Origin of the sequence: Loigolactobacillus binensis (assembly GCF_005405165.1) — a bacterium.
GTDB classification, from domain to species: Bacteria; Bacillota; Bacilli; order Lactobacillales; family Lactobacillaceae; genus Loigolactobacillus; species Loigolactobacillus binensis.
Genome location: NZ_BJDN01000004.1, coordinates 13,442 through 37,957, shown reverse-complemented (window position 1 = coordinate 37,957; position 24,516 = coordinate 13,442). Strand labels below are relative to the sequence as shown.

Here is a 24,516-nt window from a genome sequence, read left to right as displayed (position 1 = left end):
GGCTAAATTAAGCTATTTCAGATATTTTCCCCAATCTTTGACTTCCATAAATTGTGCTCGTTCAAATTGAGTTTTCATATCGAACGGTACCGTGCCATCGATCACTAATTTAGATGACATCCCGCGGAAACGAATTGATTTCGGATCATATTGCGGTCGTTCCGATGGATCCAAGGGATGGTTACGCATGCCCGGCAAAACCATTAAATCTTGATCAGCCTGGAAACGTGTATTCATCGTCCAAATAACATCATTCATGTCAAAAATATCCACATCTTCATCCACTAAAATAACGGTTTTCAATTCTTTAAAAGCAGAAAAAGCAAGTAAAGCCGCTTGTCGTTGAATACCTTCATCGGCCTCATTTTCCTTATGGATCTGTAAAATCGTCATCAGCTTACCACCGCCTGCTGGTGGATTGTAGACATTTAAAACTTTACCAGGAATCGCGCGGTCCACAAGTTGCAAAATACTGGCTTCAGTCGGAATACCGGCCATACTAACGTGTTCTTCGCTAGGACCAATCACTGACTGCATGATCGGGTTATCTTTACGGTGGGTCACTGCCGTTACTTTGATGACTTGTAACGCTGGATTAGCATCACCATCGTAGCCAGGAAACTCCGGCATGGCTTTACCAGTATGTGTATTAATATCTTCCTGAATGCGCTCATTAGGCATAATATAGCCTTCTAACGTGTATTCAGAGCGGGCAATGGCCTTTTCGTCTACAGTAACGCCTTGAACTAAATCGACAGGTTGCTGCCGGATCGCCCCGGCAACGCCTAGTTCGTTATAGCCAAATGGTGTGGTCGGTGGTTCAAAGGTAGCCCCAATAGTAATGGCTGGATCCAACCCGATATTGATCGTGATCGGCATCGGTTTATTAGCCTTTTCATATTCTTCAGCAAAGGCACCGATATGCCGACCACCAGGCATGATGTAAATACCGATTTTATCCTTATCCTCTAAAACCATCCGGTGGATCGTCACATCGCTTTTAGATTTGTCCATGTTCGAACCTAAAACGACCCCCACAGTAATGTACGGACCCGCATCTTGCGGTGTATTGGTCGGTGCCGCAACTAATTTACGAATATCAAAATCAGCATCCGTTGCCCGCTGGATCACCTCATGTGCCGGTGCCTCTGCTTCGGTAACCATTTGTGGCCAAACTGGATTAGATACGGATTCATTTAAGAATTGCCCCAAAGTCTTGTAATCATGATGGAACATTGCTCCGACTCGTTTACGACTAGCCATCAAGCCAATCAATACTCTTGTTTGAGCAAAGCCCTTAACATTATTGAACATCATTGCAGGACCCTCTTGTGTCGGCCGTTGAACAGTACCACCAGCACCAATATACCGGTAAACGCCGGATAATTCAGCTTCTGGGTCAACCGCAACATCAGTTTCATGGTATTGACCAGGTAATTGTTTTAATTCAGCCAAAACACTTCTTAGATCATATTTATCAGCCATATTTATAGTCCTTTCTACATTCAGGTTTACATATACAGTATAAAAGCCGGTGCAGTACGCTTCAAATCAGATTTGGCGTGGTATTATGCCTAAATGGAATAATAAAAAAAGAGCAGCGCCACTGCTGGCATTGCTCTGTCTATAAAAATTCATTTACTTTGTTTCACCGATGTTGCCACAACTTCACCGTCTTCTGTAACACCACTGACCCAAATTTTTAACTTAGGTAAATGCGTTTCGATCAAACCGACGATTCGTCCAGAAAGCAAGGCGGACAAAACTGTCCCTTCACGCACACCGATCAGTTGACGTCCAAAACCAAAGCTAAGCAGTAACGCTAAAAGCACCATGCTGACATCAACGCGAACTTTCATTCTGCCAAAGGCCATTTTTTTACGAAAAGCAAAAGCCGCCGTGATCCCTTCCCCGGCCATCATTAAGGTTCGCGAGTTCACTTCAAAAAATACCCCGGTAGCCAACAAAACAATACTTAGCAAGGTCAATAGCAACTGTAACAAATAATTAGACGTAGTCAAAAAATGCAGCAAACGTACGAAGGTATCGATCATAACGCCAAAAAAAGCTGACGGTATGATCTGAATCACATTGTGCCAATCAAAATAATGGCCTAAAACGATCCATTCCAAAATAATTAACAGTACCATGTAGACGATCGTCCATTGGCCAATTGTCAGCGGTGTTAGCTCACTGAGTACATTCGGTACACTAGAGATCGGCGACGTCCCTAATAACGCAATTTTGGCCATCGCCACACTAGCTGCCATCAAAGCAATACCGAAGATCAAGCAGGCAAAATGTTTGGTTGTACCGCCGACACCCCATGTATTATTCATGCTGCTCTCCTGCCAACGCTTGCCGAACTAATTTTAATTGTTGCGCTAAAGCAGCCCCATCAATTTCTGGATGTTGTTCGAACAAATTAGACCACCACCGATCCATAATGATCTTTAATTGTTGCGCTAACTGTTGGCCTGCCGGCGTTAAAGTAATCATTTTCGCACGTCGATCTTGCGCATGAACTGCTCGTTGGACCCAACCCTTATCCACAAGAACACGTAGATCACGAGCCAACAAACTAGGATCCATCGTCACATCTTGCGCAATTTGCTGTTGAGTTAATGCCGGGTGATCATAAATATACATCAACAGATCACTTTGAGTCGCCCGAACATCTAATTCAGCGATCGCTTGTTTAAAATCACGCTTAGATTGTCGATAAACACCGGCAATATATTTACTAAATTCAAATAATTCCACCTAAACATCCCCATTTCATTAAATTAATGGACTTATCCATTAAAGTTCTTTTTAAAGTGTTTGTCAACTAAACCAAAAAAGCAATCTGTTAATAAACAGATTGCTTAATCAAATAAATTATTGAATCGTTATTTTTTAGTAATATAACCTTGCGCCTTTAATAACTCGGCACATAGTACCGCGCCACCGGCAGCACCACGTAAAGTATTATGCGATAAACCAACAAATTTCCAATCAAAAATCTTATCTGGACGTAAACGCCCGATTGAAACACCCATGCCGTGTTCGAAATTAACATCATAACGAACTTGGGGCCGAAAATCATCGGTCATATATTGGATAAATTGCTGAGGTGCACTGGGTAAACCTAATTTCTGTGGTTCGCCGCTATAATTCTCTAAAGCCGCGATCAATTCTTCCTTAGTTGGCTTTTGTTTGAAATTAACAAAAGCCGCGGCAGTATGACCGTATAGAACCGGAACCCGCAAACATTGACTAGTGATCGTCGGTGTGGTTGCTGAGACGATTGCTTTCTTAGCCGCATCAACATGACCCCAAATTTTAAGCGGTTCATCTTCGGATTTGGCCTCTTCCCCTGGAATATAGGGAATTACGTTACCAACAATTTCGGGTGCGTCTTGTAAAGTCTTACCCGCACCAGAAATCGCCTGGTACGTTGTTGCGATCACCTGTGTGGGCTCAAATTGTTGCCAAGCCGATAAAGCCGGCGTGTAACTTTGAATCGAACAATTCGGTTTAACCGCAATAAAACCGCGCTTAGTACCTAGACGTTGCCGCTGATACTTAATAACCTCAGAGTGATCAGGATTGATCTCTGGAACGATCATTGGCACATCAGGTGTCCAGCGGTGAGCACTGTTGTTAGAAACAACCGGTGTTTCCGTTTTTGCGTAATCTTCTTCAATTTTACGAATCTCGTCTTTAGACATACTAACGGCAGAGAATACAAAATCAACCTGTGCCGCAATTTTAGCAATTTCTTTTACATCTAAAACAGGCAGATCTTTAACGTTAGCAGGGATCGGCTCTTCTAACTTCCAACGACCAGCAACCGATTCAGCGTACGTTTTACCCGCACTATGTGCACTAGCGGCGACAACCACGATTTCAAACCACGGGTGGTCGGCTAATAATGTAACATAACGTTGGCCTACCATTCCAGTAGCACCGAGTACACCAACTTTTAACTTTTCACTCATATCTTCAACCTCACTTTTTTACATTACATGAGTAATGATATAGTCAAACCACATGAAAAATCAATGAAAACTTTTTAATAATTAGTACATTTTATCAAGAAAGCCTTTTCTTGACCCGTCAACACTGTTTTGTCACCGCATAATTACTTAATTTCACCATTACGAAAAGCGCCGATCATGTCCCAAGTTAGACTCAAGGTAGTATCATCGATGGGAATCTTGTCCCGATCAAACCATTTGGCCACCGATAGCTCGGCCTCGTCAGAATGATATTCTTCAGTAGTATAAGTATCAGCGGCACTCACATCGGCAAAAAAGCCCATCAAGATCGATTGTGAAAAGGCCCATGGCTGGCTTTGATAATAATGAATATGGTTGACTTCCAGGCCCGTTTCTTCAAAAACTTCACGTCGGATCGTATCCTCTAAAGTCTCACCGATTTCAACAAAGCCTGCAATTAAGGCATACCGATCGTAGCCCGCAGCATACTTGGTCAATAATAATTGATTGGCCCGCTTTACGCCTACAATAATTGCTGGCGAAATACGCGGATAAATTTCCGCACCACAAGCTGGACAAATTAAATTTCGTTCCTTAGTGCCTTTAACCAGTGGCCGGCCACAACGACCACAAAAATGATTTTGTAAATACCAGTTAGCTAAATGCGCCGCAGTGGCAGTGGCAAAGGCTAGCCACTTTGGAACCAGGTTGCGCAAAACGTTTAGACTTTGATAACTGAAATCCACTTTTTCATTTAATTTAACGTCCAATAGAAAGAAACTGTGCCCCTCAATGGAAAGTAAATAATTAGGCTGACTAAAATCAGCAGAATAATTGCTTCTTAACTCACTAAAAGTTGGCGTTTGCATGCCGTCAGTTTTAGTTGTCATTAAAATTTTACCACCGTTTAAAATAATCATATAATCTGTGGCTTGTAACGGTTTGGGAATATATTGTGTATCTAAAATATACGGTTGAATATTTTGAAACATTTTCACTTCACTCCTCAGTTAACATGTTCGTACTATAGCACGCAATTCATCAATAGCCAACTAAACTGACGATTCATTACTAAAGTCAAATAAAAAAACACTCATCCAAGGATAAGTGTTTTCGTAAAACGCTGATAGAAAAACGATATTAACGTTTTGAGAACTGTGAAGCCTTACGCGCTTTCTTCAAGCCTGGCTTTAAATACTCGTAGGTTAATAAGTTTACATAGCGTTCAAAAAACCCGTTAAATTAACGTTTATGAATTTCAGAATTCTAGATCTTTCTTATTGTTTCAACCGTTTTACCCCAAATTGGGGTACACTTCGGAGGAACGTAAGGCTTCAAACCTAGAAATCAATTCACGAATCATTAACATTAATTGCGATTGTTCGTTCAACTACTTTCTAATGGTAGAAACACAACCAACAACTGCTTATCAACTCGGGTTTCAATTCCACATACACGTTCATAACCTCCTGTTCAGTAGACCAAAATCAAAATTGGTCTACTTTTTATTTGCACTAAAATTCTTCAACAAATATTTAAGGAGGTGCTGTCATTGCAAACAGCAACCCGTAAAGTTTCTGTCTGGTTAGCCTTGCTGACCTTGTTCACTTCAATTTTTATGACTCCGATCACAAGTGCTTTTGCGGCCGACATGACCAATATTAAAGCAGGCGATTGGATATCCTCTTGGCAGCTAAATCTGTTGAATGGTCTCCACTGGACAGACAACGGTATTTACAAAAAGGTGGTTGATGGTCAGGTTGCCTTTTGTGTTGAACATGGGATCGATATTGAAAATTCTGGTTCAGGTTGGACACCCACTAACTATTCAGCAGCAGAAAAAGATAAATTAGCTTCAATAGCCTATTTTGCTTATCAACAGAACCCAACTGACGCTAATTATGGGCTTGCACAAATCATGATCTGGGAGGAACTAAATAGTGAACTATTGACCACCAATTACCCAGATTATCAGGCAAAAAAAGCGGCTGTGTTGAAAAAAGTGACTACATTCAATACTAAGCCGTCATTCAATGATCAAAATATTACCTTAAACGTTGGTGATTCAGTCACTTTAACCGACACTAACGATACTTTAGCTTCATACATTGAACAAACTGCTAATACCGCTAATTTGAACATCACAAAATCTGGCAATAAATTAACTTTGACCGCTACAGCCAATTCCAAGTAATCTGGTAAAGTTTCCTTTGCTAAAGCTAAAGCAGCTAACATTGGGACCTCATTACTCTATGGCAAAGGCAATCAACAAAAACTCGCCTATTTCAAACTGCCAAATGGTAACAACTTCGATCTCAATATCAAAGTCAATCTCAATGGTAACTTGAAAGCTAAGAAAGTTGACGCGGATACCAATAAGGCTCTGCCAGGTGCGAAACTCAAATTTGAGTACAATGGTCAAACCAAAGAAGTCACCACTGGCACTGATGGTTACGCCGCTTTAAACGACATCAAGGCCGGTACCCAAGTCAAAGTTTCTGAAGTAACGGCACCCAATGGTTACGTCAATAAAGGTGAAATCAAGACGGCCACGATCGCACCTAATCAAACTATCGAAGTCGTTCTTGGCAACAAAGAACAACTTGGTAATGTGAATCTAACGAAGATTGGTCGTCAATTTGGCACCAATATGTTTAACAAGTACTATTCATTAAATGGCGCGATGTACGGTATTTATTCAACTGATGGTAAAAAAGTTGGAACGATCACCACTGATAGCACCGGCAAAGGCACGCTACAAAATCTGAAACTTGGCAATTACTACGCCGTTGAAGAAAAGGCCCCAGCCGGTTATATCCTTAACAACGAGAAAGTACCCTTTGAGTTGAAATATGCTGGTCAAAATGTCGCGGTCACTGCCACTGCGGTTAAAGCGACCGATGATGAACAATTCGGTACTGCCACTTTGATCAAGGAAGATGCTAAAACTGGTCAAACACCACAAGGCGCAGCTTCTCTTAATGGTGCTATCTATGAGTTGTATCGAACTTCAAATGATGAACTAATTGATACCGTTACAATTAAAAACAATCAAGCGAGTGTCGCTAATCTAAAGTTGGATGACTACTACTGGATCGAAAAAACAGCACCAACTGGCTACATTAAAGATACAGAAAAACATGCATTCAAACTGGCATACGCCGGTCAAAATGCTAAAACGGCCACCGTATCAACAACCGTTAAAGAACAAGTCATTACCGGTGGTTTCGACTTAATCAAAATTGGTAACTATGATTGGCACACCGCACTTTCTAGTCATTTAACTGGTAAAGAAAACAAGTCTAATCCACTGGCTAATGTTGAGTTTATAGTCACTAGCAACACAACGAATAAAATCGTCACAACGGGAACAACCGATAAAGAAGGTTACCTCAAATTTACTGATCTACCCTATGACACTTATACCGTGACGGAAACAAAAACACCAGAAGGCTATAAGACCGCCGATCCATTTAAAGTCACGATTCATCAACAAAACGAGACCCATCATTATTCAGTCGTCAATAATGTATTGGAAGAACGATTGAAAGTGGTCAAAGCTGACGCCGAATCCGGCAAAACAATTCCGCGTGCCAACGCTGGCTTTAAAATTAAATCACTACAAACTGGTAAATATGTTTCCATGCCTAATCTCAATCATGATGGGACAACTGATACTTTTATGACTAATGAAGAGGGCTACTTGACCACAACTGAGGCGCTCCCCTATGGTCAATATGAATTAGTCGAAACACAAGCACCCTTAGGCTACGTTCTTGCCAAAGACCCAGCTGAATTTTCGATCACTGGCAAAGATAGTGATGGTATTGTGACCGTCAAATTTACGGATAAGTCGCAAAAAGGCATTGTCACTTTGAATAAGACTGGTGCCACGCCAGTTGAGGTGACTAAACAGTCAACTAAGTACGGTGAACAATATGGTTTTAACTATGACTACACCCCACTGACCGGTGCCAAGTTTGAATTTACTGCCCGTGAAAATATCACCACCGCTGATGGTACCGTCCACGCCAAAAAAGGGTGAAACTGTCGCCACGGCCACGACTGACGCTGATGGGCAAATCAAAACACCACAACTTTATCTCGGTAAATACTCAGTTAAAGAAGTCGCCGCACCAAATGGCTTCATTCTTAACGACAAGCCAATTGATTTTGAATTGAAATACGCTGGTCAAAATGTTGAGGTCACTTCAACTTCGCTCAAAGCGACTAACGATTTCCAGAAATTGAACGTGACTGTTAACAAACAGGCAGAACAGATCAAGAGTTGGGATAAGGACAAACCCACAATTGAAAATAAAGCCGCTAATGGTCAAGTCTTCGGACTGTTCAGTAAAGCTGGCTACACCAGTGGTGACATCAATGTTCCGGCAAAAGCATTAGTCGCAACTGCGACTGTCAAAGATGGTAAAGCAACATTTACCGACATTCAATTACCAGAAGGTAGTTATTATGTACAAGAACTAGATGCCGGTGAAGCTTATCAGCTTGATGACCAAACTTATGATTTTGAATTTAAGACAATTGACAACACCGCAACTAAAAATTTCACGATCAATGATGATAAGGACGCACCAATTCTAAACAAACTACACTTCAACGAATTTGCCTTTAAGAAAATCAACGAAACCGCTAAGTTAGTTGAAAATAAAGGTTATCAGTTCACTTTTGATGGTAACGCCAAAGGTGCGGTGTTTGAATTACTAGATAAGGATAAGAAAGTCATTCAAACCACTACAATTGATGACAAGTCGATTGGTGCTTTCAAGAATGTACCGGTTGGCACCTTCTATTTACGGGAAAAGACGCCTTCCGCGACTAATCTTGTTTTGACTAAGGATTTAACTAAAATCGTTTCAACCAAAGCTGGTATCACTGCCTACAATGCTAAGGGTCAATTAATTAGTCAGGATAAAAAACAAGCAGCTGAAAAAGCAACAACCGAGACTAAGTCCACTTCTGAATCGCCAGCAATTAGTTTCACGCTACAAAATAGTTTAATCAAAGGTACTGGTGAATTAACCAAGACTGATGTCATCGATGGTAAAGTCTTGCCAAACACTGGTATCAAGATTCTTGATCAAGATGGCAAAACAGTTGTATCAGGTCGAACTAATGACAAGGGCATTTTCAGTTTTGCCAACCTGCCTGCTGGCAAATATCAGTTTGTGGAGTATGACGCACCAAAAGGTTATAAGATCAATGAAACGCCTGTTGATTTTGAGATTACTAAAGATGGTGAAATTGTCAAAGCACAAATGAAAGATGAAGCCGTTGATACACCAATACTTCGCCTACCGCAAACCGGTGAAGAACGTAATCAATTATTAAGTATTGTTGGTGTGATTCTACTATTAATTACTGGCTTAATTGTGTGGTGGATGCATCATTCAAAAAAATCTAGTGATGACTTGTACGACGATGATGAAGATGATACTTGGAACGATTAATCGTTTCACTATATGAAAGGATGATTGTATGCCAGAATTACAGACTGATCCAATTTTTAACTTGTCCGAATTCCATCATGATTTCAAAAAATTCATTAATCCTATGTTTCCGACCTCACCCACTGAAAAAGAAATTCTAAAGAACATTAAACACCAAGTTCAGACTACGCCAGAAATATCAGTCAATTTTCCGATTTCCAAGGATGAATGTATTTTAGGCGTGAATATGTCCTTTACGTTCGGCTCAGGGTTCATTGAACATAAGCTTTTTCTAAGCTATCGCGGTGTTTTTCTCGAATAAGTGGTATCAGAATCACTGTTATTACAATTTAGGAGGTCAAATGATTTACGTATCTTCCATTAAAATGTCGTCCAGTGGCAAGCCAAATGTTTTGCTTGAAGGTGAGATCATTCTGAATCACAGTCTGATCATCAAACAAGTACAACTCATTCAAGGACACCATCGTCTGTTCTTAAACTTTCCCCAAGTTCGCAATCAGCGGCTTATTTATCCCCTCAATACTGATCTATATCAATATTTACTCAACCAAGTCATCGAATATTATGCACATTCTAAGTCAGATAGTTAAATTATCTGGCTTTTAGTTTACCCAAAATTCAAAAAATGAAAGCGAGGACCCAATTATGGATCTTAAATATGTAATTCCCGAAGTACGCGAAACTTTCGGTCAGCTCACCTTTGCCGGTAATTTTAGTGAAACTCGCGAAGGCTCCGGTGCCAATCGTAAAGTTGTTTCGCGCACTTATGACCTTTATTCCGATGTACAACGCGCTGACAACATTCAAGTAACGATCCCAGTGGCGGCCGGTGAAAAAAACGACACGCTCGAACCATTTGATCGGGTTCAATTAATTAATCCACGCATCGCCGCAGTTGGTTATCGAATTGGCGAAGCAGCATTTGTAAATTATACCTGCTTAGCTGACGACTTCATCAAAATTTAGCTACTCCTCAAAAACAAAGAAAGAAGGAACTTTATATGCGATTACCAGAAGGCATCAAGTTAGATACATCAAAAACGTTCGGTAAATTATTATTCTCCGCCCAACGCCGAGAACGATTTATCGAAGACGATGAAGGCAACCAAACAACTAATGTTCGCTCACGTACCTTTGATTTAAAGAGTACGGTACAAGGTCAAATGGTCCAGGTCTCTATTCCAGCCGAAGCCGGGACTAAGAATTTTGAATATGACCAAGAAGTAGCACTAGTTGATCCTGAGATCGACACTGTCGCCAATGCAGATTTCCGTGGTGTGACTGTTTCTTGGTATCTCAAAGCAACTGATATTGTCCCAGTCAAAAACAGCCAATCCAAAACTAGTCCAGTAACCACCGAGAAAAATAGTAATGACAAAAAATAATCATCATAGGCTTTCATCCCAACGCTCCCCGCCGTCTTTATGACGGTTTAAGAATTTCTTAGTAGCCACAAAAAAGATGTTAGGAGATTTTTTATGAATGTACTTGTCTGTATTAATGAAATCGGCTTTATGGATGATTTTGTAGCGAACATCAAGGAAAGCTCCGTTAATGAAGCCGAGCGAAAGCTCCAAGAAGCTCATGAAATTGCGATTGAATCACCCGATTCTGGTTTTAGTTTAACTGCTCTATCAGAAGTGACTAAAGATGGTGTTGCTAAAGAATTTACCTTCAAGAGTATGCAGGCCGAAGAAGGTCTAACAATGATTTATATTGGCGTAGCTGATGCCGCCTAGTTGATCCTAAAGCAATTGAAATGAGGTGATAATTTGAAAGCAATTTTTCGGTATCGTGGCACTCAAATTCATCCACGTGATCAGAACCTAGTTTTTCAAACGCTGTTAAGCATGGTTCTATTCATCTGGCTGCCACTGACTATTTTTCTTTATCTACCGTTACTATCTAAAATCAATCTTAAAACCGTTTCATGGCCGACAATTCATAGTCTCCCCTGGTCATTTAGCGGATTGATTATCAGTTCCATCATTACATTTCTAGCTTCATTAACGATCATCTTATTGGTCTTAATCAGATTTCCTGACCAATACCGCAAATTGATGCATCGACAAAAAATTGCGCGAATGTTCATGACCAATAATTGGTACGAGAGTGAAACAAGACAAAATGATGGTTTTTTCAAAGACTTAGACTTTGGCAGTTCAAAAGAACGCATTTCACGGTTCCCACGAGTTTACTACCGTTTAAAAAATGGTCTGATCCATGTACAAGTGGAAATTGTGATGAGTCCTTATCAAGATCAACTGATCCATTTAGAAAAGAAACTTGAATCTGGCTTATACTGTGAGATCGTTGATAAAATTCTCCATGATTCATTTGTGGAATATACCCTACTATATGATACGATTGGCAATCGAATCTCGATTGAACATGTGAAATGCCAAAACGGTGCCGTCAATCTAATGAACAATGTTGCTTGGGAATATGATGTTTTGCCCCATATGCTAATCGCTGGTGGTACTGGTGGTGGGAAAACCTATTTTATTCTCACCTTGATCCAAGCATTGATTCGTGACGGCAATCAGTTGACCATTCTTGATCCAAAAAATTCTGACCTAGCCGATTTAACCGATGTCATTCCAGATGTTCACTATGAACAAGACGATATGATCGCCGCCGTAGGTCGATTTTATCAAGAAATGATGGAACGGAATAAAGAGATGAAAAAAATGGCCGGCTACCAAACAGGCAATAACTATGCCGCGCTCGGACTTCCCGCCCATTTTCTAGTTTTTGATGAGTATGTGGCTTTCATGGATATGATCGGACGTGAAGCGGTACAAGTCATGAGTAAGCTTAAACAAATCGTTATGCTTGGCCGTCAATCAGGCTTCTTTCTGATCTTAGCCTGCCAGCGCCCTGATGCAAAATATCTAGGTGACGGCATTCGTGATCAATTTATGTTCCGTGCCGCACTCGGTCGCATGTCGGACCTTGGTTATACCATGATGTTTGGTGAAACCGACAAAGATTTCTTCTTAAAACCCATCAAAGGTCGTGGTTATGTGGATACTGGTATTGGCGTGATTAGTGAGTTTTACACGCCGTTAGTACCGAAGGGTTATGATTTTCTGGGTGAGATTGAAGCTGCCTATCAGAGCAATAACAAAACACTGTAATCGCTTATTCCGGTAGTTATCTAAGTTACTCCATGCCTGATTTACGGACTAAATCAATCGCTGCATCACACGTAGCTCCAAAATCAATCCCGTGCGCATATTCATTGGGCTTTTGATAAGCAAGCCATAATTTTTGAAGACTTGGACTTGTTTTGAGAGCCGTTAATGCTGAAATATAGGTGCCTAATTGATTAGTTGTTTCTCTTTTTGCTGAAGTTGCTTGTATTGCCTTTTTTAATACATCAAACTTTATTTCAGTCTTATTTTGATGATTGAGCAAATATAAATCGTAGAAATCTTTCAATCGTGTATTAGCATCAGCCCGGCTAACTATCGTCTCCAACTTTTCAGCAATGATGGTTTCAACTGTGTACGCCATAATTTGAACAGTCCGATCCTCAAGAATCATTTTGTGTCCATATTGGATGGCGCGCTCGGTAATCACATCTCCAGTTGATATATCAATCTTAACATCAACTCGTGTGGTATAGATTTGTGCACGGATATGAATCCGGTAACCGGAATACTCATCATCCTCCCTAATTTCACCAATCCTTACAATAGATAGTTTGATGATATCTTCTGGTAATTCAATATCACAAATTTCTTGAAACACACTTTTCATTTTATCTTCCGTCACTGGTAAACCAACAATTGAAGTATCAATATCCCGTGTTGAGCGAGTGTCGGTGCCAATTAGCGATGCAATCAAGAAGCCACCTTTTAGTACGAGATTATTTTGGTAAGGTGAATTAGAGATTCGATCAATCAGGTCATCCAAAACAATCTCCTGCAACATGATTTGTGGTGTGATTTTTCTTTCCTTTGCTAACTTTCTGATTCTAGCCAAAAATTGCTTCTGGTCAATAAATTCAAGTTTCACAGTAGGACCTCCATATACGTTCTAATCTCTTCTTCTACTTTAAATGTTCTTGCGTACGCCATTAACTGGCGGAGATTTTTTCCTTTCTGATGGGCGTAACTATTCATTGCTTGTTTAATCGTCTCGGCATCGGACCTATCTCGTGTTCGCAGGATATCACACAAGGTGCGCTCAACATCGTAAACCTTAACTAGGTGTCCACCAGGAGTTTTAGTTGTCGTTATGCCAATTTCATAAAGCTCCTTTTTTTGTCGATAAATCTTGATTGGTGCATCGGTTTTAGTACTGTACGCGTATGGCAACGGAAAGTTCATTTCGTAGGTGCTTGGTGTCCGGTCGATCATTCCATAGAGAAAAAGCGCCGTATCTTTGAAGAAAACACCTTTTGAAAGGCTATATTGTATCGCAGCAATATCGTCACCAAACTCAAGTGGATCAATATAAACACCTGGTGCCAATCTTTCAAGCTGCCCATGAGCATACATGTTGCGCAGCACTCTAGGTGAGATACCCATTGAACTAGCGGTTTTAGATGTAATTTGACCACCATTCTTGTTCAAGTACTCAATGATTTCATCTTGTTGGCTCATTTATTTCACCTCAATCCAAAAGTCCGTTTTCTACTCAGATTATAACATATAGTGAGTAAAAAGCGGATAAAGCGATTCATAGTTTATTGAATTGTCTGTTAGCTATATTCTTGCAGCTCAAATACTAAAATCGGTTCACTTTCAATAACATTTTTTACGGCACTAAGATTTTGCTGGATTGATTCAAATAGCTAACATAACTTTAATGGACTTGCCCAACATCACAATAATGCTAGCGCTAACTCGCCCCGCCGTGCTGTGCAGCGCGAAAAGCGCGAGCGGAGGCGGCGGTCGGCGCAAGCCGGCCGCATCAACCCCCGGTATGTAACACGGGGGTAGAAAACTGATACGTCACGGCCGAAAATAACGTAGAAACGTTGCCATAATTACAACTTAATAGTTTCACCTAAAGACGACCAGCTTGTGTAAGGTCGCCTTTTTATATTCCAAAAAAGAAAGGAGCTGATTCTATGCCGATTTGGCGTGAACAAATACGGACTAAGCGTAAGCAACTGAATATCACGCAAACAACTTTAGCTCGACGCATCGGAATTACAGTGAGACACGTCCAACGTTTAGAAAACGGGACGCGCAGTCCAAGTAGTTCTTTACAAATGCAAATTGACTATGTATTAGCTCACTGGGGTGAAGATCCAGAATTAACACTCAATTTTGATTATGTGCGGATTCGCTTCCCCACTCATGATGTGGAGACCTTGATTGAAAAGGTACTCAATTTAAAAATAGACTTCATGCTATTCAATGATTGGGGCCTGTACGGTTATTCCTCTAGCTACGTTTTCAGTAATATCCAAGTGATGAGTTCAACACCAACTGAAAAGATCGGCACGTTGCTGGAACTTAAAGGCCAAGGTTGTCGTGAGTTTGAAGGAATCTTATTAGCTCATGATGAAACTTGGTTCGATTTCTTTAGACGGTGTCTAGAACTTAAAGCCGTTTTTAAACGACTAGATTTAGCCATCAATGACCATGCAGGTATTCTCAGCATCCCTGAACTCATTACCAAGTGTGAAAAGAACGAATGTATTTCAGTAATGCGGCGATTTGAAGGCTTAAAGTCCGGTGCCATGACTGACGAACAAGCAGAAGATCATGGTGCGAGTTTATATGTCGGTTCGATGAAAAGCGATATTTATTTCTGTATCTATGAAAAGGAAGCGGAACAGCAACATAAATTTGGTGCAGACTATCAAGCCGTTGGCATCAAAAATCGCTTTGAGATACGTTTGAAAAATGATCGCGCCAAGATAGCCATTGAAGATTTACTTGCCTATCGTGATGTTGAGCGAACCGCTTTTGGCATTATTACTCGCTATATTCGTTTTGTTAATCGGGGCAAAAATAAAGACCGGGCTAAATGGCCGCTTAATCCAACCTGGGCAGCTTTTTGCGGCAAAGGCCGGCAGCCGCTACGACTGACCCTTGACCCTGAACCTTTTGATCTACGGCGTACTCGCGCTTGGATAAAAAAACAAGTTGCCCCAACCCTTAAAGTTCTGCTTAACATTGACGGCTATAACGGTAATAACAGCACAATAGCCATGATCAAAAACACTGAATTAAAACAAAAGCATCAAACAATACTTGAACAACAAACCCTTGGCATTAGTGAAGTTGGAGGTGATTATTTTGAAAACGACCAAGGAACTGAATAAACCACTTGCTACCTTTCCTGCTGGCATCAAAGACTATATTTTCAATGTTTATTACTACCGATTACAATTAGTCGGTGTTATCGAAGATCCTAAATTTCTGCAATTACATGAACTAGATAAGTATCTAACGCCAACCAGCTATATTGATTGGCGTTTTTCTGTACATTGGCCGGCACCGATTTTAGACGTGTACGGCAAGCCACTTAAAAATGAAGAGTTATTGCAATTGCTTTATCAGGTCTCGGCTAAAACTGGTTGGCCGTTACTGACCATCAAATCTTCCCGCAAATATTTTTGAACTTTGAGGTATCATCATGAAATTTTTAGACCTATTTTCAGGCATTGGTGGTTTTAGGCTTGGTATGGAACAAGCCGGGCACACCTGTGTTGGCTATTGCGAAATAGATAAATTTTCGCGTAAAAGCTATGAAGCAATCTTTGATACTAAAGGAGAATGGACCGCTCATGACATCACAACAGTTAGAATTGCTGAACTTCCAACCGCAGATATTTGGTGCTTCGGATTTCCATGCCAAGACATCAGCCTTGCTGGAAAATTGCAAGGATTCACCGCAGGCCATCGTTCAAGTCTGTTCTTCACAGTTACAAACCTTATTAAGCAACTACCCGATAACCGCCGACCCACAATTCTATTTATTGAGAACGTTAAAAACCTTCTTAGTATTAACGGCGGACTTGACTTCCTTAGAGTGCAAATTGAATTGGACCAATTGGGGTATGACGTTGAATGGTCAGTTCTCGATTCTGCCACCCTCGTTCCCCAACACCGCGAGCGTCTATTCATTATCGGACATCTTAGAACAAAACGTCAGCGACAAGTATTTCCTATCCCAGACAATGGAACAACGGCTACTAAAGGACTAGCTCAAGTCAATCCAAATGTGACGCATCAATATGAACGAGTTTATGACCCGGATGGTATCGCACCAACTTTGGTCGCCACTTCTGGCATTAGAACAAAGATCATCACGCCACCCCAAAAATCACTCAAGGTATCAGACGCCACTCATCGTGGTTACACTAATGCGCATAGTGGTGATGGCATCAGTCTAACCTATCCCACTAGTCAAACTCGACGCGGCCGCGTTGCTCATAAAAAAGCGCACACTTTACTAACTGATGGCAGTGAAGCAGTCGTTGATCCAGAATTACGCATACGCCGTTTAACGCCACTCGAATACTGGCGTCTGCAAGGTTTTCCTGATGAAGTGTTTTATAAAGCCAAGGACTCTGGCCTATCTGACGCACAACTGTATAAGCAAGCCGGTAATAGTGTGACGGTGCCGATTATCAAAGCTATTGCATCGCGGTTTCAATTATTGAGTGATTAACATAAATAAATCATCTAAGAATGGTCGTGCGTTACCCTGTCAAAAAGCGTGCAATCTATAAAGGAGTTTTCCATAACAATCATAAACTGACTATATTTTCTAAATGAAAGGATGAATTTCTATGAACTTCGGACAAAATCTCTTCAACTGGTTCACTAGCAACGCCCAGTCTTTAGTGCTGATGGCAATTGCCGTGATCGGTGTTTTCTTAGGCTTTAAACGCGAATTTTCTAAACTGATCGGCTTTCTGATCATTGCTTTGATCGCCGTTGGGTTGGTATTTAATACCGCCGGCGTCAAAGATGTGCTATTGAACTTATTCAATCGTGTTGTTGGCGCCTAATTACTGTCAGAAAAGAGGGAGCTAAATGGAAACGGTACGCGTTTTTATCGTCAACTTAGGTTATTACAATCAAGGCAAGACCACAGGTAAATGGTTCACCCCACCGTTATACCCTGATGCCATTGCCGAACAGCTGGAATTGAAAAATGACAGTGAAGAGTACGCGATCCATGATTACGAAGCACCTTTTGAAATTGATCGTTTTGATTCAATAGATGAAATCAATCGTAAGTATGCTGCTTTAGAACGGCTTGAAGAATACGATTTTGGTGCTGACGTTAGTGCCTTGATCGGCGAATGGTTCCGTGATATTGAAGAACTGGCTGAAAACGCTGAGAATATCATTATCTATAAAGGTGTGTCTGACATGGCCGAGCTAGCTCAAGATGCTGTAGAATCTGGTGCCGTTTTCGGTGACCTGCCAGATCAAGTCATTGCCTACCTCGACTTTGAAGCACTGGGTCGTGATATGGAAATTGAAGGTAACTATTTGATTACCAACAGCGCTATTTATGAATACACAAACTAAATTTCTACTCGGGGGCTGATCTAGCAAATGGATCAGTCCTCTTTACCCCAATGAAAGGAGGTCACTTATGAAAAAGATTCGTAGTTACACCAGCATTTGGTCGGTAGAAAAAGTGCTCTATGCGATCAACGATGTTAATCTACCGTTCCCCGTCACGTTTACCCAAATGACTTGGTTCATCGTTGCGTTATTTTTGGTCATGTTACTGGGTGATGTGCCACCGCTGAGTTTTATTGACGGCGCGTTCCTGAAATATCTCGGTATTCCGGCGGCCATTACTTGGGTCATGAGTCAAAAGACTTTTGATAATAAGCGGCCACTAGGCTTTCTACGCTCAGTGATCACTTATTTTACCGCCCAGAAGATCACGTTTGCCGGACGGCCAGTCAAACCCGTTAAAGCCCATGCCCTTGACCATATCACCCACGTAAGGAGGTTCGACCAGTGAAGTTTCCCATAAAATATATCGAAGACAATCTAGTGTTTAATCGTGATGGCGAATGCTTCGCCTATTACGAACTCGTCCCCTATAACTATTCCTTTCTCTCACCTGATCAAAAAGCGGAAGTCCACGAAAATTTCCGTCAGTTGATCTCACAAAACCGTGACGGTAAACTGCATCTCTTACAACTGGCCACGGAATCCAGTATTAATGACACAATGCGCCGTTCCAAGACCACAGTCAAAGGTAATTTAAAAAGTATTGCCGATACGCACATTGACGGTCAGGCCGCCACGTTGATCGACAATATTGGCGATAATCAAGTTGATTATCGTTTTTTTATTGGTTTCAAACTGTTGCTAAATGATCGTGAGCTATCCGCTAAAGGTGTTTGGCATGATATTATGCTTGGCATTCAGGACTTTCTCCACGAATTCAACGAAAAATATACCGGTGATTTCATGGTGATGAATAACAGTGAAGTTGATCGATTTCGTAAAGTCGCCCGGTTTCTCTCCGATAAAGTTAGTCGCCGCTTCAAAATTCGACCGCTGATCAAAGATGATTTTGGTTACTTGTTAGAACATCTTTATGGTATGTCAGGGCAAGATTATGAAGACTACCAATACCACCTGCCACGACAAAAAGATGATCAAGATACGGTGATCAAAAAATATGATTTGATCAAACCGACCCGTTCATTGATCGAACAAAAGCAACGTTACTTGATCATCACTCACGGCTTTACTGAATCCTATGTCACCTATATGGCCTTGTCCGATATTGTGGGTGAATTAGATTTTCCCGGTAGTGAGATTTTCTACTTCCAGCAACAACAATTCGATTTTCCCATTGATACCTCACTAAATGTGGAAATTGTGACCAACAAAAAGGCGCTGACCAAGGTACGCAATAAAAAGAAAGAGCTGAAAGATTTAGATAATCACGCCTATGAATCTAATAATGAAACCACTCGCGGTGTCGCCGATGCCCTTGATTCCGTTGACGACTTGGAAGCTGAGCTTGATCAAACCAAAGACGCCATGTACAAAATTTCCTATGTAATCCGCGTTAGTGGAAAAAGCTATGATGAAATGAAAAAGCGCGCTGATCAAGTTCTTGATTTCTATGATTCGTTGAATATCAAATTGGTTCGGCCTTTCGGCGATATGCTCGGTTTACACAGCGAGTTCATGCCCGCTTCAAAGCGCTACATGAACGATTATATCCAGTACGTCACCAGTGATTTCATTGCTTCATTAGGCTTTGGTGCTACCCAAGCCTTAGGTGAACGTGAGGGTATTTATGTGGGCTACAACGTGGATACCGGCCGTAATGTTTTCATCAAACCTGATCTAGCCGCGCAAGGTTTAAAGGGAACAGTGACCAATGCTCTTTCGGCCGCTTTCCTTGGTTCACTGGGTGGCGGCAAGTCATTTTCCAATAACTTACTCGTTTACTACGCCGTCCTCTATGGCTCGCAAGCTTTAATTCTTGACCCAAAATCGGAACGAACCGACTGGGCAAAAAACTTAGACTTCATGCAAGATGACATCAATATTGTTAATTTAACTAGTGAAGAAGCTAATCGCGGTTTACTCGATCCTTACATCATTCTTAGCAATCCGAAAGATTCCGAAAGTTTAGCGGTGGATACACTCACCTTTTTGACCGGGATCTCTAGCCGTGACGCCGAACGATTTCCTACTTTACGCAAAGCAATTCGCAACGTCACCCTTGATCCGCAACTAGGATTATTGAAAGTGATCACCGAACTGCGCCGCGAAGGGACTCCGATTGCCAACAATATCGCTGATCATATTGAATCGTTCACCGACTATGATTTTGCTGCCTTACTCTTTTCAGATGGTTCCACCCGCCGTTCGATCGCCTTGGACCGCAAAATCAATATCATTCAAATTGCCGACTTGGTCTTACCTGATGCCGACAAAACCCAAGACGAATACATCACCGCGGAAATGTTATCCGTCGCCATGTTGATGATCATCTCGACTTTCGCCATCGACTTTATTCATGCCGATCGTTCGCAATTTAAAATTGTGGATCTCGATGAGGCTTGGGCATTCTTGAACGTCGCACAAGGTAAAGCTCTATCCATGAAGTTGATCCGTGAAGGTCGCTCAATGAACGCTGGCGTTTACCTGGTCACCCAAAATGCCAATGATCTTTTAGACGAAAAGATGAAAAATAATATCGGTATGAAATTTGCCTTTCGCTCGACCGATATCAATGAAATCAAAAACACGCTCACTTTCTTTGGCTTGGATGCCGAAGATGAAAGCAATCAACACCGCTTACGTTCACTAGATAATGGTGAATGCTTATTTCAAGATATTTGGGGTCATGTCGGCGTGTTGCACTTTGATTATATTTTTGAACACCTGTACAAAGCCTTCGACACTCGCCCACCAGCGCAGATAACTGGAGGTGAGTAAATGTCGCCCCGTAAAAAACGACTTTTATTACTGATTGGCCTGGTACTAGTCGTGGTGCTAGTGAGTGCTACTTTGCTCCAAAGCGTCCACGCTGCTGGCTTAGTTGATGAAACTGTCAATAATAAACACGAATTTTCCAAATATCCGGTCAACAACTATCAACTGGACTATTTCGTTGATTCATCATGGGATTGGTTGCCATGGAACTGGGGTGATGGCATTGGCAAGTCAGTCATGTACGCCATTTATGCCATCACCAACTTTCTGTGGTTGATCTCCGTCTACCTTTCCTACGCCACTGGCTACCTGATTCAACAAGCTTATTCATTGGACTTCATCAAAGATACCACCGATGCCATCGGTAAAAATATGCAGCTACTTGCTGGCGTTTCTAAAAACGGCTTTAGCGCTGATGGCTTTTATCCCGGTATGCTTTTGTTACTGGTATTAGTGCTCGGTGTGTATGTCGCCTATACCGGCTTGGTCAAACGCGAATCTTCCAAAGCCATCTCAGCGGTGGTCAATTTTGTGGTGATCTTTATTTTGTCGGCTAGCTTTGTTGCTTACTCACCCGATTATATTGGTAAGATCAATCAATTTTCTGCCGACATGAGTACCTCAGCCTTAAACACGGGGTCTAAAATGATCATGCAAAATAAGCAATCCACCTCAAAAAACGGTGTTGATGCGATCCGCGAAACGTTATTTAACATTCAAGTCAAGCAACCGTGGACGTTATTACAGTTCGGTGATTCCAATATTAAAGAAGTGGGTGAAGACCGCGTCAATAAGCTCGTTAAAACTGATCCGTTCAAAAATAAAGGTAAAGACCGAACAGAGATCGTCAAAGCCGAAATTGAAGATAAAGAAAACGACAATCTATCCGCCGTCAAAACCATTCAACGTCTAGGCGTGACCACCTTTGTCAGTATCTTTGATATCGCGATCACCATCTTTGTCTTCTTTCTAACGGCGATGATGTTATTTAGTCAGATCCTCTTCATCATCTACGCCATTTTCTTGCCGATCAGTTGTCTCTTAGCCATGATTCCGGGCTTTAATGGCCTAATGAAAACGGCGGTTTTACGCCTATTCAATACGATTATGATGCGGGCTGGTGTCACCATCGTCTTAACATTGACATTCTGCCTTTCCACCATGATCTACGGCCTATCGACCACCACCCCATTCTTCCTAGTTGCCTTTCTCCAGATTGTCATCTTTGCCGGTATCTGGATGAAGCTGGGCGATTTAATGGGTATGATGCAGCTTAAAAGTTCTGATTCCCAAGCTGGTGCCAGTCGCCTGCGCCGCAGTGGTAGTCGTTTAATCCGGCAAGTCATGGGTAATGCCGCAATGGGTGGTATGCTCGCCCGCGATTTAAAACCACGATCGCAACCACAGACTGAAACTGATACTGACACAAACGGTAAAGGTAAGCCAAAACGCCCCCAACCAAATAAACGCGATGCCACCAGTAGTAAAATGACCCGCGCCGGTAAAAAAGTCGGTGCCGCATTAGACACCAAAAAGAAAATGGCCGCAACCGCCAAACGGACTAAGGAACAGTTAAAGGACTTACCAACCAATACTAAATACGGCCTACATCAAGGTAAGGCAACCGCAAAAAAAGGCATTGATGATTTCAAAAATGGGTTGAAAAATCAACGTCAAGACAATCAATCAGAACGTGAACTGGCTGCAAAGAAACACCGTGAAGAAATGCAACGACGTAAACTGGTGGTTGATCCACCTAAGAATCCACGACAACCATCTAATTCTGATCCGATCAAGAAAAAGCCGACTGCTTCACCGGTCACGCAATCCAAGCCACGCGATCCAAGTACGACTAAATTAGCCAATCCGAAAGACCCAACCAAAGCGCCAACGCCGCGCACAAGACAATCGTTCACCACAGAACCTAAAGCAGGCACAAAACGGCAATTTAAACCGACAACTGGCAAGCCACTGAATCTCGTTGTTAAACAAAACGCCATGCGCCGTAAATTGCCGACCAAGCCGCGACCAAAGCACAAATGACAAAAAAATGGCTAGCCTTAGCCGTCTTACCGATCATACTCATTAGCTTGTTGTTCTTTTCAGTGGCAATGACGGCTGATGACGATGACAGTGGTGATACGACCGCTTTAGTCGTTGATTCAATGAATCTTTCCGCAGAAGTACTCAAATACAAAAGCACCGTTGAAAAGTATTGTAAGGAGTTTGGTATTCCTGATCAAGTAACGGTGATCCTTGCGATTATGCAAGTTGAATCTGGCGGTAAAGGCAGCGATGTGATGCAATCTAGCGAATCGCTGGGTCAAGCGCCTGGTAGTTTATCGCCGGATGCTTCGATCAAACAAGGAGTGAAATACTTTGCCAGTTTGATCAAGTCCATGAAAGCAACCAAAACCGATTTAAATACGGCCATTCAAAGTTACAACTTCGGTGGCGCGTTTATTAATTACGTGGCTACTCATGGCAAGAAATATTCGCTACAAATAGCCAGTGATTTCGCCAAAGAAAAAGCTGGTGGCAAAAAAGTCACTTACACCAATCCAGTCTCTGATGAAGGCTGGCGCTACGCCTATGGCAATATGTTCTACGTGAGTTTAGTCAGCCAGTATCTTAGCCCGACTGTAGCTAATTTTAGCGATAAAACGGTTAAAGCAATTATGACCGAAGCCCTTAAATATCAAGGCACACCCTACGTTTTTGGTGGCTCTACCCCGACCACTGGGTTTGATTGTTCTGGGCTAACTAGTTGGGCCTATGCAAAAGCTGGCATTAAACTTCCGCGTACCGCCCAAGCGCAATATGACGCAACGCAACACATCAGCATCAAAAGTGCGAAAGCCGGTGACTTAGTCTTTTTCAAAGGCACTTACGCCACTTCCGATTACATTACCCACGTTGGCATTTATGTCGGTAATATGCGTATGTACAATGCCGGCGATCCACTTGGTTACGCGAATCTAAATACAGCTTACTGGCAAGTACACCTTGTCGGGGCTGGTCGGATCAAGAAATGAGGTGATTTTCCTGACTAGTTTAAATGAAGATGGTTTTAGCTATGATCACTGGATGGACCTGTTGACCAATGCCATCGACCACACCTTAGTAGAAAGTCGGATCGACTTGAACTACGGCGACAATCGCCTGTTACGTAACAAACAACTCGATCACGCTTCGACCGAATGGGAACGCATCAAGTTTTTTGAACAACATGAACCTAACGTTGATGACTTGGTCAAAACAATTGATTACTTTGTCGCTGAATTACCACAATTTGAATATGGTAAACGCCGTGAATTTCGCTTGGCTCTGGAACATGAACAAAATGTCAAAGCTTGGTTAGGCAACACTAAGTTTCGTGAAGCCGACCGCCAATACATTTTGGATCGAGAATTACACCTTGCCGAAGAATTTTTCACCAGTGACGACAAATATGATATTTATAGTGATTTAGACTATCGCGGCTACACCCAAGTCCGTCTACGCCAGTTATTTGACCGCTTTCGCAATGACTATCCCGAATTTTATCAGTGTTATGAACTGGACCACAACCATCAAAAAAATAATCACCTTGCCATCTTGCAACAAAATAGTGTGGCTAATCTCGCCACTAAACTTAAATGGTAAATCTGATCC

Annotated in this window: 26 protein-coding genes; 19 read left to right on the top strand and 7 right to left on the bottom strand. The window is 41.7% G+C overall.

Features of this window, described 5'->3' with window-relative positions:
* Positions 1-12 precede the first annotated feature (12 nt).
* The 5 genes from FFM78_RS02775 to nudC form a co-directional block, all read right to left on the bottom strand.
* A complete protein-coding gene (locus FFM78_RS02775) occupies positions 13-1,485 on the bottom strand; it encodes a UbiD family decarboxylase (protein ID WP_137636912.1) in 1,473 nt (490 codons plus the stop codon).
* A 149-nt stretch (positions 1,486-1,634) separates the two neighbouring features.
* On the bottom strand, positions 1,635-2,339 hold the full coding sequence (locus FFM78_RS02770) for a YczE/YyaS/YitT family protein (protein ID WP_137636911.1): 705 nt from the start codon (positions 2,337-2,339) through the stop codon (positions 1,635-1,637).
* The gene (locus tag FFM78_RS02765) at positions 2,332-2,763 is read right to left on the bottom strand and encodes a MarR family winged helix-turn-helix transcriptional regulator (RefSeq protein WP_137636910.1); all 432 of its coding nucleotides are present in this window, start codon (positions 2,761-2,763) and stop codon (positions 2,332-2,334) included. The genes FFM78_RS02770 and FFM78_RS02765 overlap by 8 nt, the downstream gene beginning before the upstream one ends.
* A 128-nt stretch (positions 2,764-2,891) precedes the next feature.
* Positions 2,892-3,983, bottom strand: coding sequence for an aspartate-semialdehyde dehydrogenase (gene asd, locus FFM78_RS02760; RefSeq protein WP_137636909.1), 1,092 nt, complete (start codon positions 3,981-3,983; stop codon positions 2,892-2,894).
* Positions 3,984-4,126: 143 nt separating this feature from the next.
* On the bottom strand, positions 4,127-4,975 hold the full coding sequence (gene nudC, locus FFM78_RS02755; protein WP_137636908.1) for an NAD(+) diphosphatase: 849 nt from the start codon (positions 4,973-4,975) through the stop codon (positions 4,127-4,129).
* A 560-nt stretch (positions 4,976-5,535) separates the two neighbouring features.
* Between nudC and FFM78_RS13955 the strand changes: the two genes are divergently transcribed.
* From FFM78_RS13955 to FFM78_RS02720, 9 genes are all read left to right on the top strand, one after another.
* Entirely contained in the window at positions 5,536-6,177 is a 642-nt protein-coding gene (locus FFM78_RS13955) for a Cys-Gln thioester bond-forming surface protein (protein WP_223876994.1), read from the top strand.
* Between the two features lie 150 nt (positions 6,178-6,327).
* Positions 6,328-8,028 carry an MSCRAMM family protein gene (locus FFM78_RS13950; protein WP_223876993.1) on the top strand — a complete coding sequence of 567 codons (1,701 nt, stop codon included), beginning with the start codon at positions 6,328-6,330 and terminating at the stop codon, positions 8,026-8,028.
* Positions 7,979-9,454 carry an LPXTG cell wall anchor domain-containing protein gene (locus FFM78_RS13945; RefSeq protein WP_223876992.1) on the top strand — a complete coding sequence of 492 codons (1,476 nt, stop codon included), beginning with the start codon at positions 7,979-7,981 and terminating at the stop codon, positions 9,452-9,454. Before FFM78_RS13950 ends, FFM78_RS13945 begins: the two co-directional genes overlap by 50 nt.
* A gap of 28 nt (positions 9,455-9,482) precedes the next feature.
* Entirely contained in the window at positions 9,483-9,755 is a 273-nt protein-coding gene (locus FFM78_RS02745) for a hypothetical protein (RefSeq protein ID WP_137636907.1), read from the top strand.
* A gap of 40 nt (positions 9,756-9,795) precedes the next feature.
* Entirely contained in the window at positions 9,796-10,044 is a 249-nt protein-coding gene (locus FFM78_RS02740) for a hypothetical protein (RefSeq protein ID WP_137636906.1), read from the top strand.
* Between the two features lie 55 nt (positions 10,045-10,099).
* Positions 10,100-10,420, top strand: coding sequence for a DUF961 family protein (locus tag FFM78_RS02735; protein ID WP_137636905.1), 321 nt, complete (start codon positions 10,100-10,102; stop codon positions 10,418-10,420).
* A 35-nt stretch (positions 10,421-10,455) separates the two neighbouring features.
* Positions 10,456-10,839, top strand: a complete 384-nt coding sequence (locus FFM78_RS02730; RefSeq protein ID WP_137636904.1) for a YdcP family protein — start codon at positions 10,456-10,458, stop codon at positions 10,837-10,839.
* Between the two features lie 93 nt (positions 10,840-10,932).
* Positions 10,933-11,193 (top strand): hypothetical protein, encoded by a 261-nt coding sequence (locus FFM78_RS02725; protein ID WP_137636903.1) that lies wholly within the window; start codon positions 10,933-10,935, stop codon positions 11,191-11,193.
* 33 nt (positions 11,194-11,226) lie between these two features.
* A complete protein-coding gene (locus tag FFM78_RS02720) occupies positions 11,227-12,594 on the top strand; it encodes an FtsK/SpoIIIE domain-containing protein (protein ID WP_137636902.1) in 1,368 nt (455 codons plus the stop codon).
* A gap of 25 nt (positions 12,595-12,619) precedes the next feature.
* Here FFM78_RS02720 and FFM78_RS02715 read toward each other — a convergent pair whose 3' ends face one another.
* Together FFM78_RS02715 and FFM78_RS02710 are read right to left on the bottom strand one after the other, a co-directional pair.
* Entirely contained in the window at positions 12,620-13,477 is an 858-nt protein-coding gene (locus FFM78_RS02715) for a nucleotidyl transferase AbiEii/AbiGii toxin family protein (protein WP_137636901.1), read from the bottom strand.
* A complete protein-coding gene (locus FFM78_RS02710) occupies positions 13,474-14,067 on the bottom strand; it encodes a type IV toxin-antitoxin system AbiEi family antitoxin domain-containing protein (RefSeq protein WP_137636900.1) in 594 nt (197 codons plus the stop codon). Before FFM78_RS02710 ends, FFM78_RS02715 begins: the two co-directional genes overlap by 4 nt.
* Before the next feature lie 470 nt (positions 14,068-14,537).
* Here FFM78_RS02710 and FFM78_RS02705 point away from each other — a divergent pair, with 470 nt between their 5' ends.
* The 10 genes from FFM78_RS02705 (at position 14,538) to FFM78_RS02660 (ending at position 24,507) form a co-directional block, all read left to right on the top strand.
* Complete coding sequence (locus FFM78_RS02705) at positions 14,538-15,743, top strand: replication initiation factor domain-containing protein (RefSeq protein ID WP_137636899.1); 1,206 nt, start codon at positions 14,538-14,540, stop codon at positions 15,741-15,743.
* The gene (locus FFM78_RS02700; RefSeq protein ID WP_137636898.1) at positions 15,718-16,041 is read left to right on the top strand and encodes a hypothetical protein; all 324 of its coding nucleotides are present in this window, start codon (positions 15,718-15,720) and stop codon (positions 16,039-16,041) included. Before FFM78_RS02705 ends, FFM78_RS02700 begins: the two co-directional genes overlap by 26 nt.
* A gap of 16 nt (positions 16,042-16,057) precedes the next feature.
* Complete coding sequence (locus FFM78_RS02695) at positions 16,058-17,095, top strand: DNA cytosine methyltransferase (protein WP_137636897.1); 1,038 nt, start codon at positions 16,058-16,060, stop codon at positions 17,093-17,095.
* 121 nt (positions 17,096-17,216) lie between these two features.
* Positions 17,217-17,438 carry a hypothetical protein gene (locus tag FFM78_RS02690; protein WP_003678268.1) on the top strand — a complete coding sequence of 74 codons (222 nt, stop codon included), beginning with the start codon at positions 17,217-17,219 and terminating at the stop codon, positions 17,436-17,438.
* Between the two features lie 25 nt (positions 17,439-17,463).
* Complete coding sequence (locus FFM78_RS02685; protein ID WP_137636896.1) at positions 17,464-17,967, top strand: antirestriction protein ArdA; 504 nt, start codon at positions 17,464-17,466, stop codon at positions 17,965-17,967.
* A 67-nt stretch (positions 17,968-18,034) separates the two neighbouring features.
* Positions 18,035-18,415, top strand: coding sequence for a conjugal transfer protein (locus FFM78_RS02680; protein WP_137636895.1), 381 nt, complete (start codon positions 18,035-18,037; stop codon positions 18,413-18,415).
* Positions 18,412-20,865, top strand: a complete 2,454-nt coding sequence (gene tcpF, locus FFM78_RS02675) for a conjugal transfer ATPase TcpF (protein ID WP_137636894.1) — start codon at positions 18,412-18,414, stop codon at positions 20,863-20,865. The genes FFM78_RS02680 and tcpF overlap by 4 nt, the downstream gene beginning before the upstream one ends.
* Entirely contained in the window at positions 20,866-22,905 is a 2,040-nt protein-coding gene (locus FFM78_RS02670) for a CD3337/EF1877 family mobilome membrane protein (RefSeq protein ID WP_137636893.1), read from the top strand.
* Positions 22,902-23,897 (top strand): bifunctional lytic transglycosylase/C40 family peptidase, encoded by a 996-nt coding sequence (locus tag FFM78_RS02665; RefSeq protein WP_137636892.1) that lies wholly within the window; start codon positions 22,902-22,904, stop codon positions 23,895-23,897. Before FFM78_RS02670 ends, FFM78_RS02665 begins: the two co-directional genes overlap by 4 nt.
* Positions 23,898-23,949: 52 nt before the next feature.
* The gene (locus tag FFM78_RS02660; protein ID WP_223876998.1) at positions 23,950-24,507 is read left to right on the top strand and encodes a hypothetical protein; all 558 of its coding nucleotides are present in this window, start codon (positions 23,950-23,952) and stop codon (positions 24,505-24,507) included.
* Positions 24,508-24,516 lie beyond the last annotated feature (9 nt).

What these genes read in the sequence shown, in the direction of transcription:
- FFM78_RS02775 (WP_137636912.1), bottom strand. Translation starts at nt 1,485, where the DNA reads ATGGCTGATAAATATGATCTAAGAAGTGTTTTGGCTGAATTAAAACAA.
- FFM78_RS02770 (WP_137636911.1), bottom strand. Translation starts at nt 2,339, where the DNA reads ATGAATAATACATGGGGTGTCGGCGGTACAACCAAACATTTTGCCTGC.
- asd (WP_137636909.1), bottom strand. Translation starts at nt 3,983, where the DNA reads ATGAGTGAAAAGTTAAAAGTTGGTGTACTCGGTGCTACTGGAATGGTA.
- nudC (WP_137636908.1), bottom strand. Translation starts at nt 4,975, where the DNA reads ATGTTTCAAAATATTCAACCGTATATTTTAGATACACAATATATTCCC.
- FFM78_RS02745 (WP_137636907.1), top strand. Translation starts at nt 9,483, where the DNA reads ATGCCAGAATTACAGACTGATCCAATTTTTAACTTGTCCGAATTCCAT.
- FFM78_RS02740 (WP_137636906.1), top strand. Translation starts at nt 9,796, where the DNA reads ATGATTTACGTATCTTCCATTAAAATGTCGTCCAGTGGCAAGCCAAAT.
- FFM78_RS02735 (WP_137636905.1), top strand. Translation starts at nt 10,100, where the DNA reads ATGGATCTTAAATATGTAATTCCCGAAGTACGCGAAACTTTCGGTCAG.
- FFM78_RS02730 (WP_137636904.1), top strand. Translation starts at nt 10,456, where the DNA reads ATGCGATTACCAGAAGGCATCAAGTTAGATACATCAAAAACGTTCGGT.
- FFM78_RS02725 (WP_137636903.1), top strand. Translation starts at nt 10,933, where the DNA reads ATGAATGTACTTGTCTGTATTAATGAAATCGGCTTTATGGATGATTTT.
- FFM78_RS02710 (WP_137636900.1), bottom strand. Translation starts at nt 14,067, where the DNA reads ATGAGCCAACAAGATGAAATCATTGAGTACTTGAACAAGAATGGTGGT.
- FFM78_RS02705 (WP_137636899.1), top strand. Translation starts at nt 14,538, where the DNA reads ATGCCGATTTGGCGTGAACAAATACGGACTAAGCGTAAGCAACTGAAT.
- FFM78_RS02695 (WP_137636897.1), top strand. Translation starts at nt 16,058, where the DNA reads ATGAAATTTTTAGACCTATTTTCAGGCATTGGTGGTTTTAGGCTTGGT.
- FFM78_RS02690 (WP_003678268.1), top strand. Translation starts at nt 17,217, where the DNA reads ATGAACTTCGGACAAAATCTCTTCAACTGGTTCACTAGCAACGCCCAG.
- FFM78_RS02685 (WP_137636896.1), top strand. Translation starts at nt 17,464, where the DNA reads ATGGAAACGGTACGCGTTTTTATCGTCAACTTAGGTTATTACAATCAA.
- FFM78_RS02680 (WP_137636895.1), top strand. Translation starts at nt 18,035, where the DNA reads ATGAAAAAGATTCGTAGTTACACCAGCATTTGGTCGGTAGAAAAAGTG.
- FFM78_RS02670 (WP_137636893.1), top strand. Translation starts at nt 20,866, where the DNA reads ATGTCGCCCCGTAAAAAACGACTTTTATTACTGATTGGCCTGGTACTA.
- FFM78_RS02665 (WP_137636892.1), top strand. Translation starts at nt 22,902, where the DNA reads ATGACAAAAAAATGGCTAGCCTTAGCCGTCTTACCGATCATACTCATT.
- FFM78_RS02660 (WP_223876998.1), top strand. Translation starts at nt 23,950, where the DNA reads ATGGACCTGTTGACCAATGCCATCGACCACACCTTAGTAGAAAGTCGG.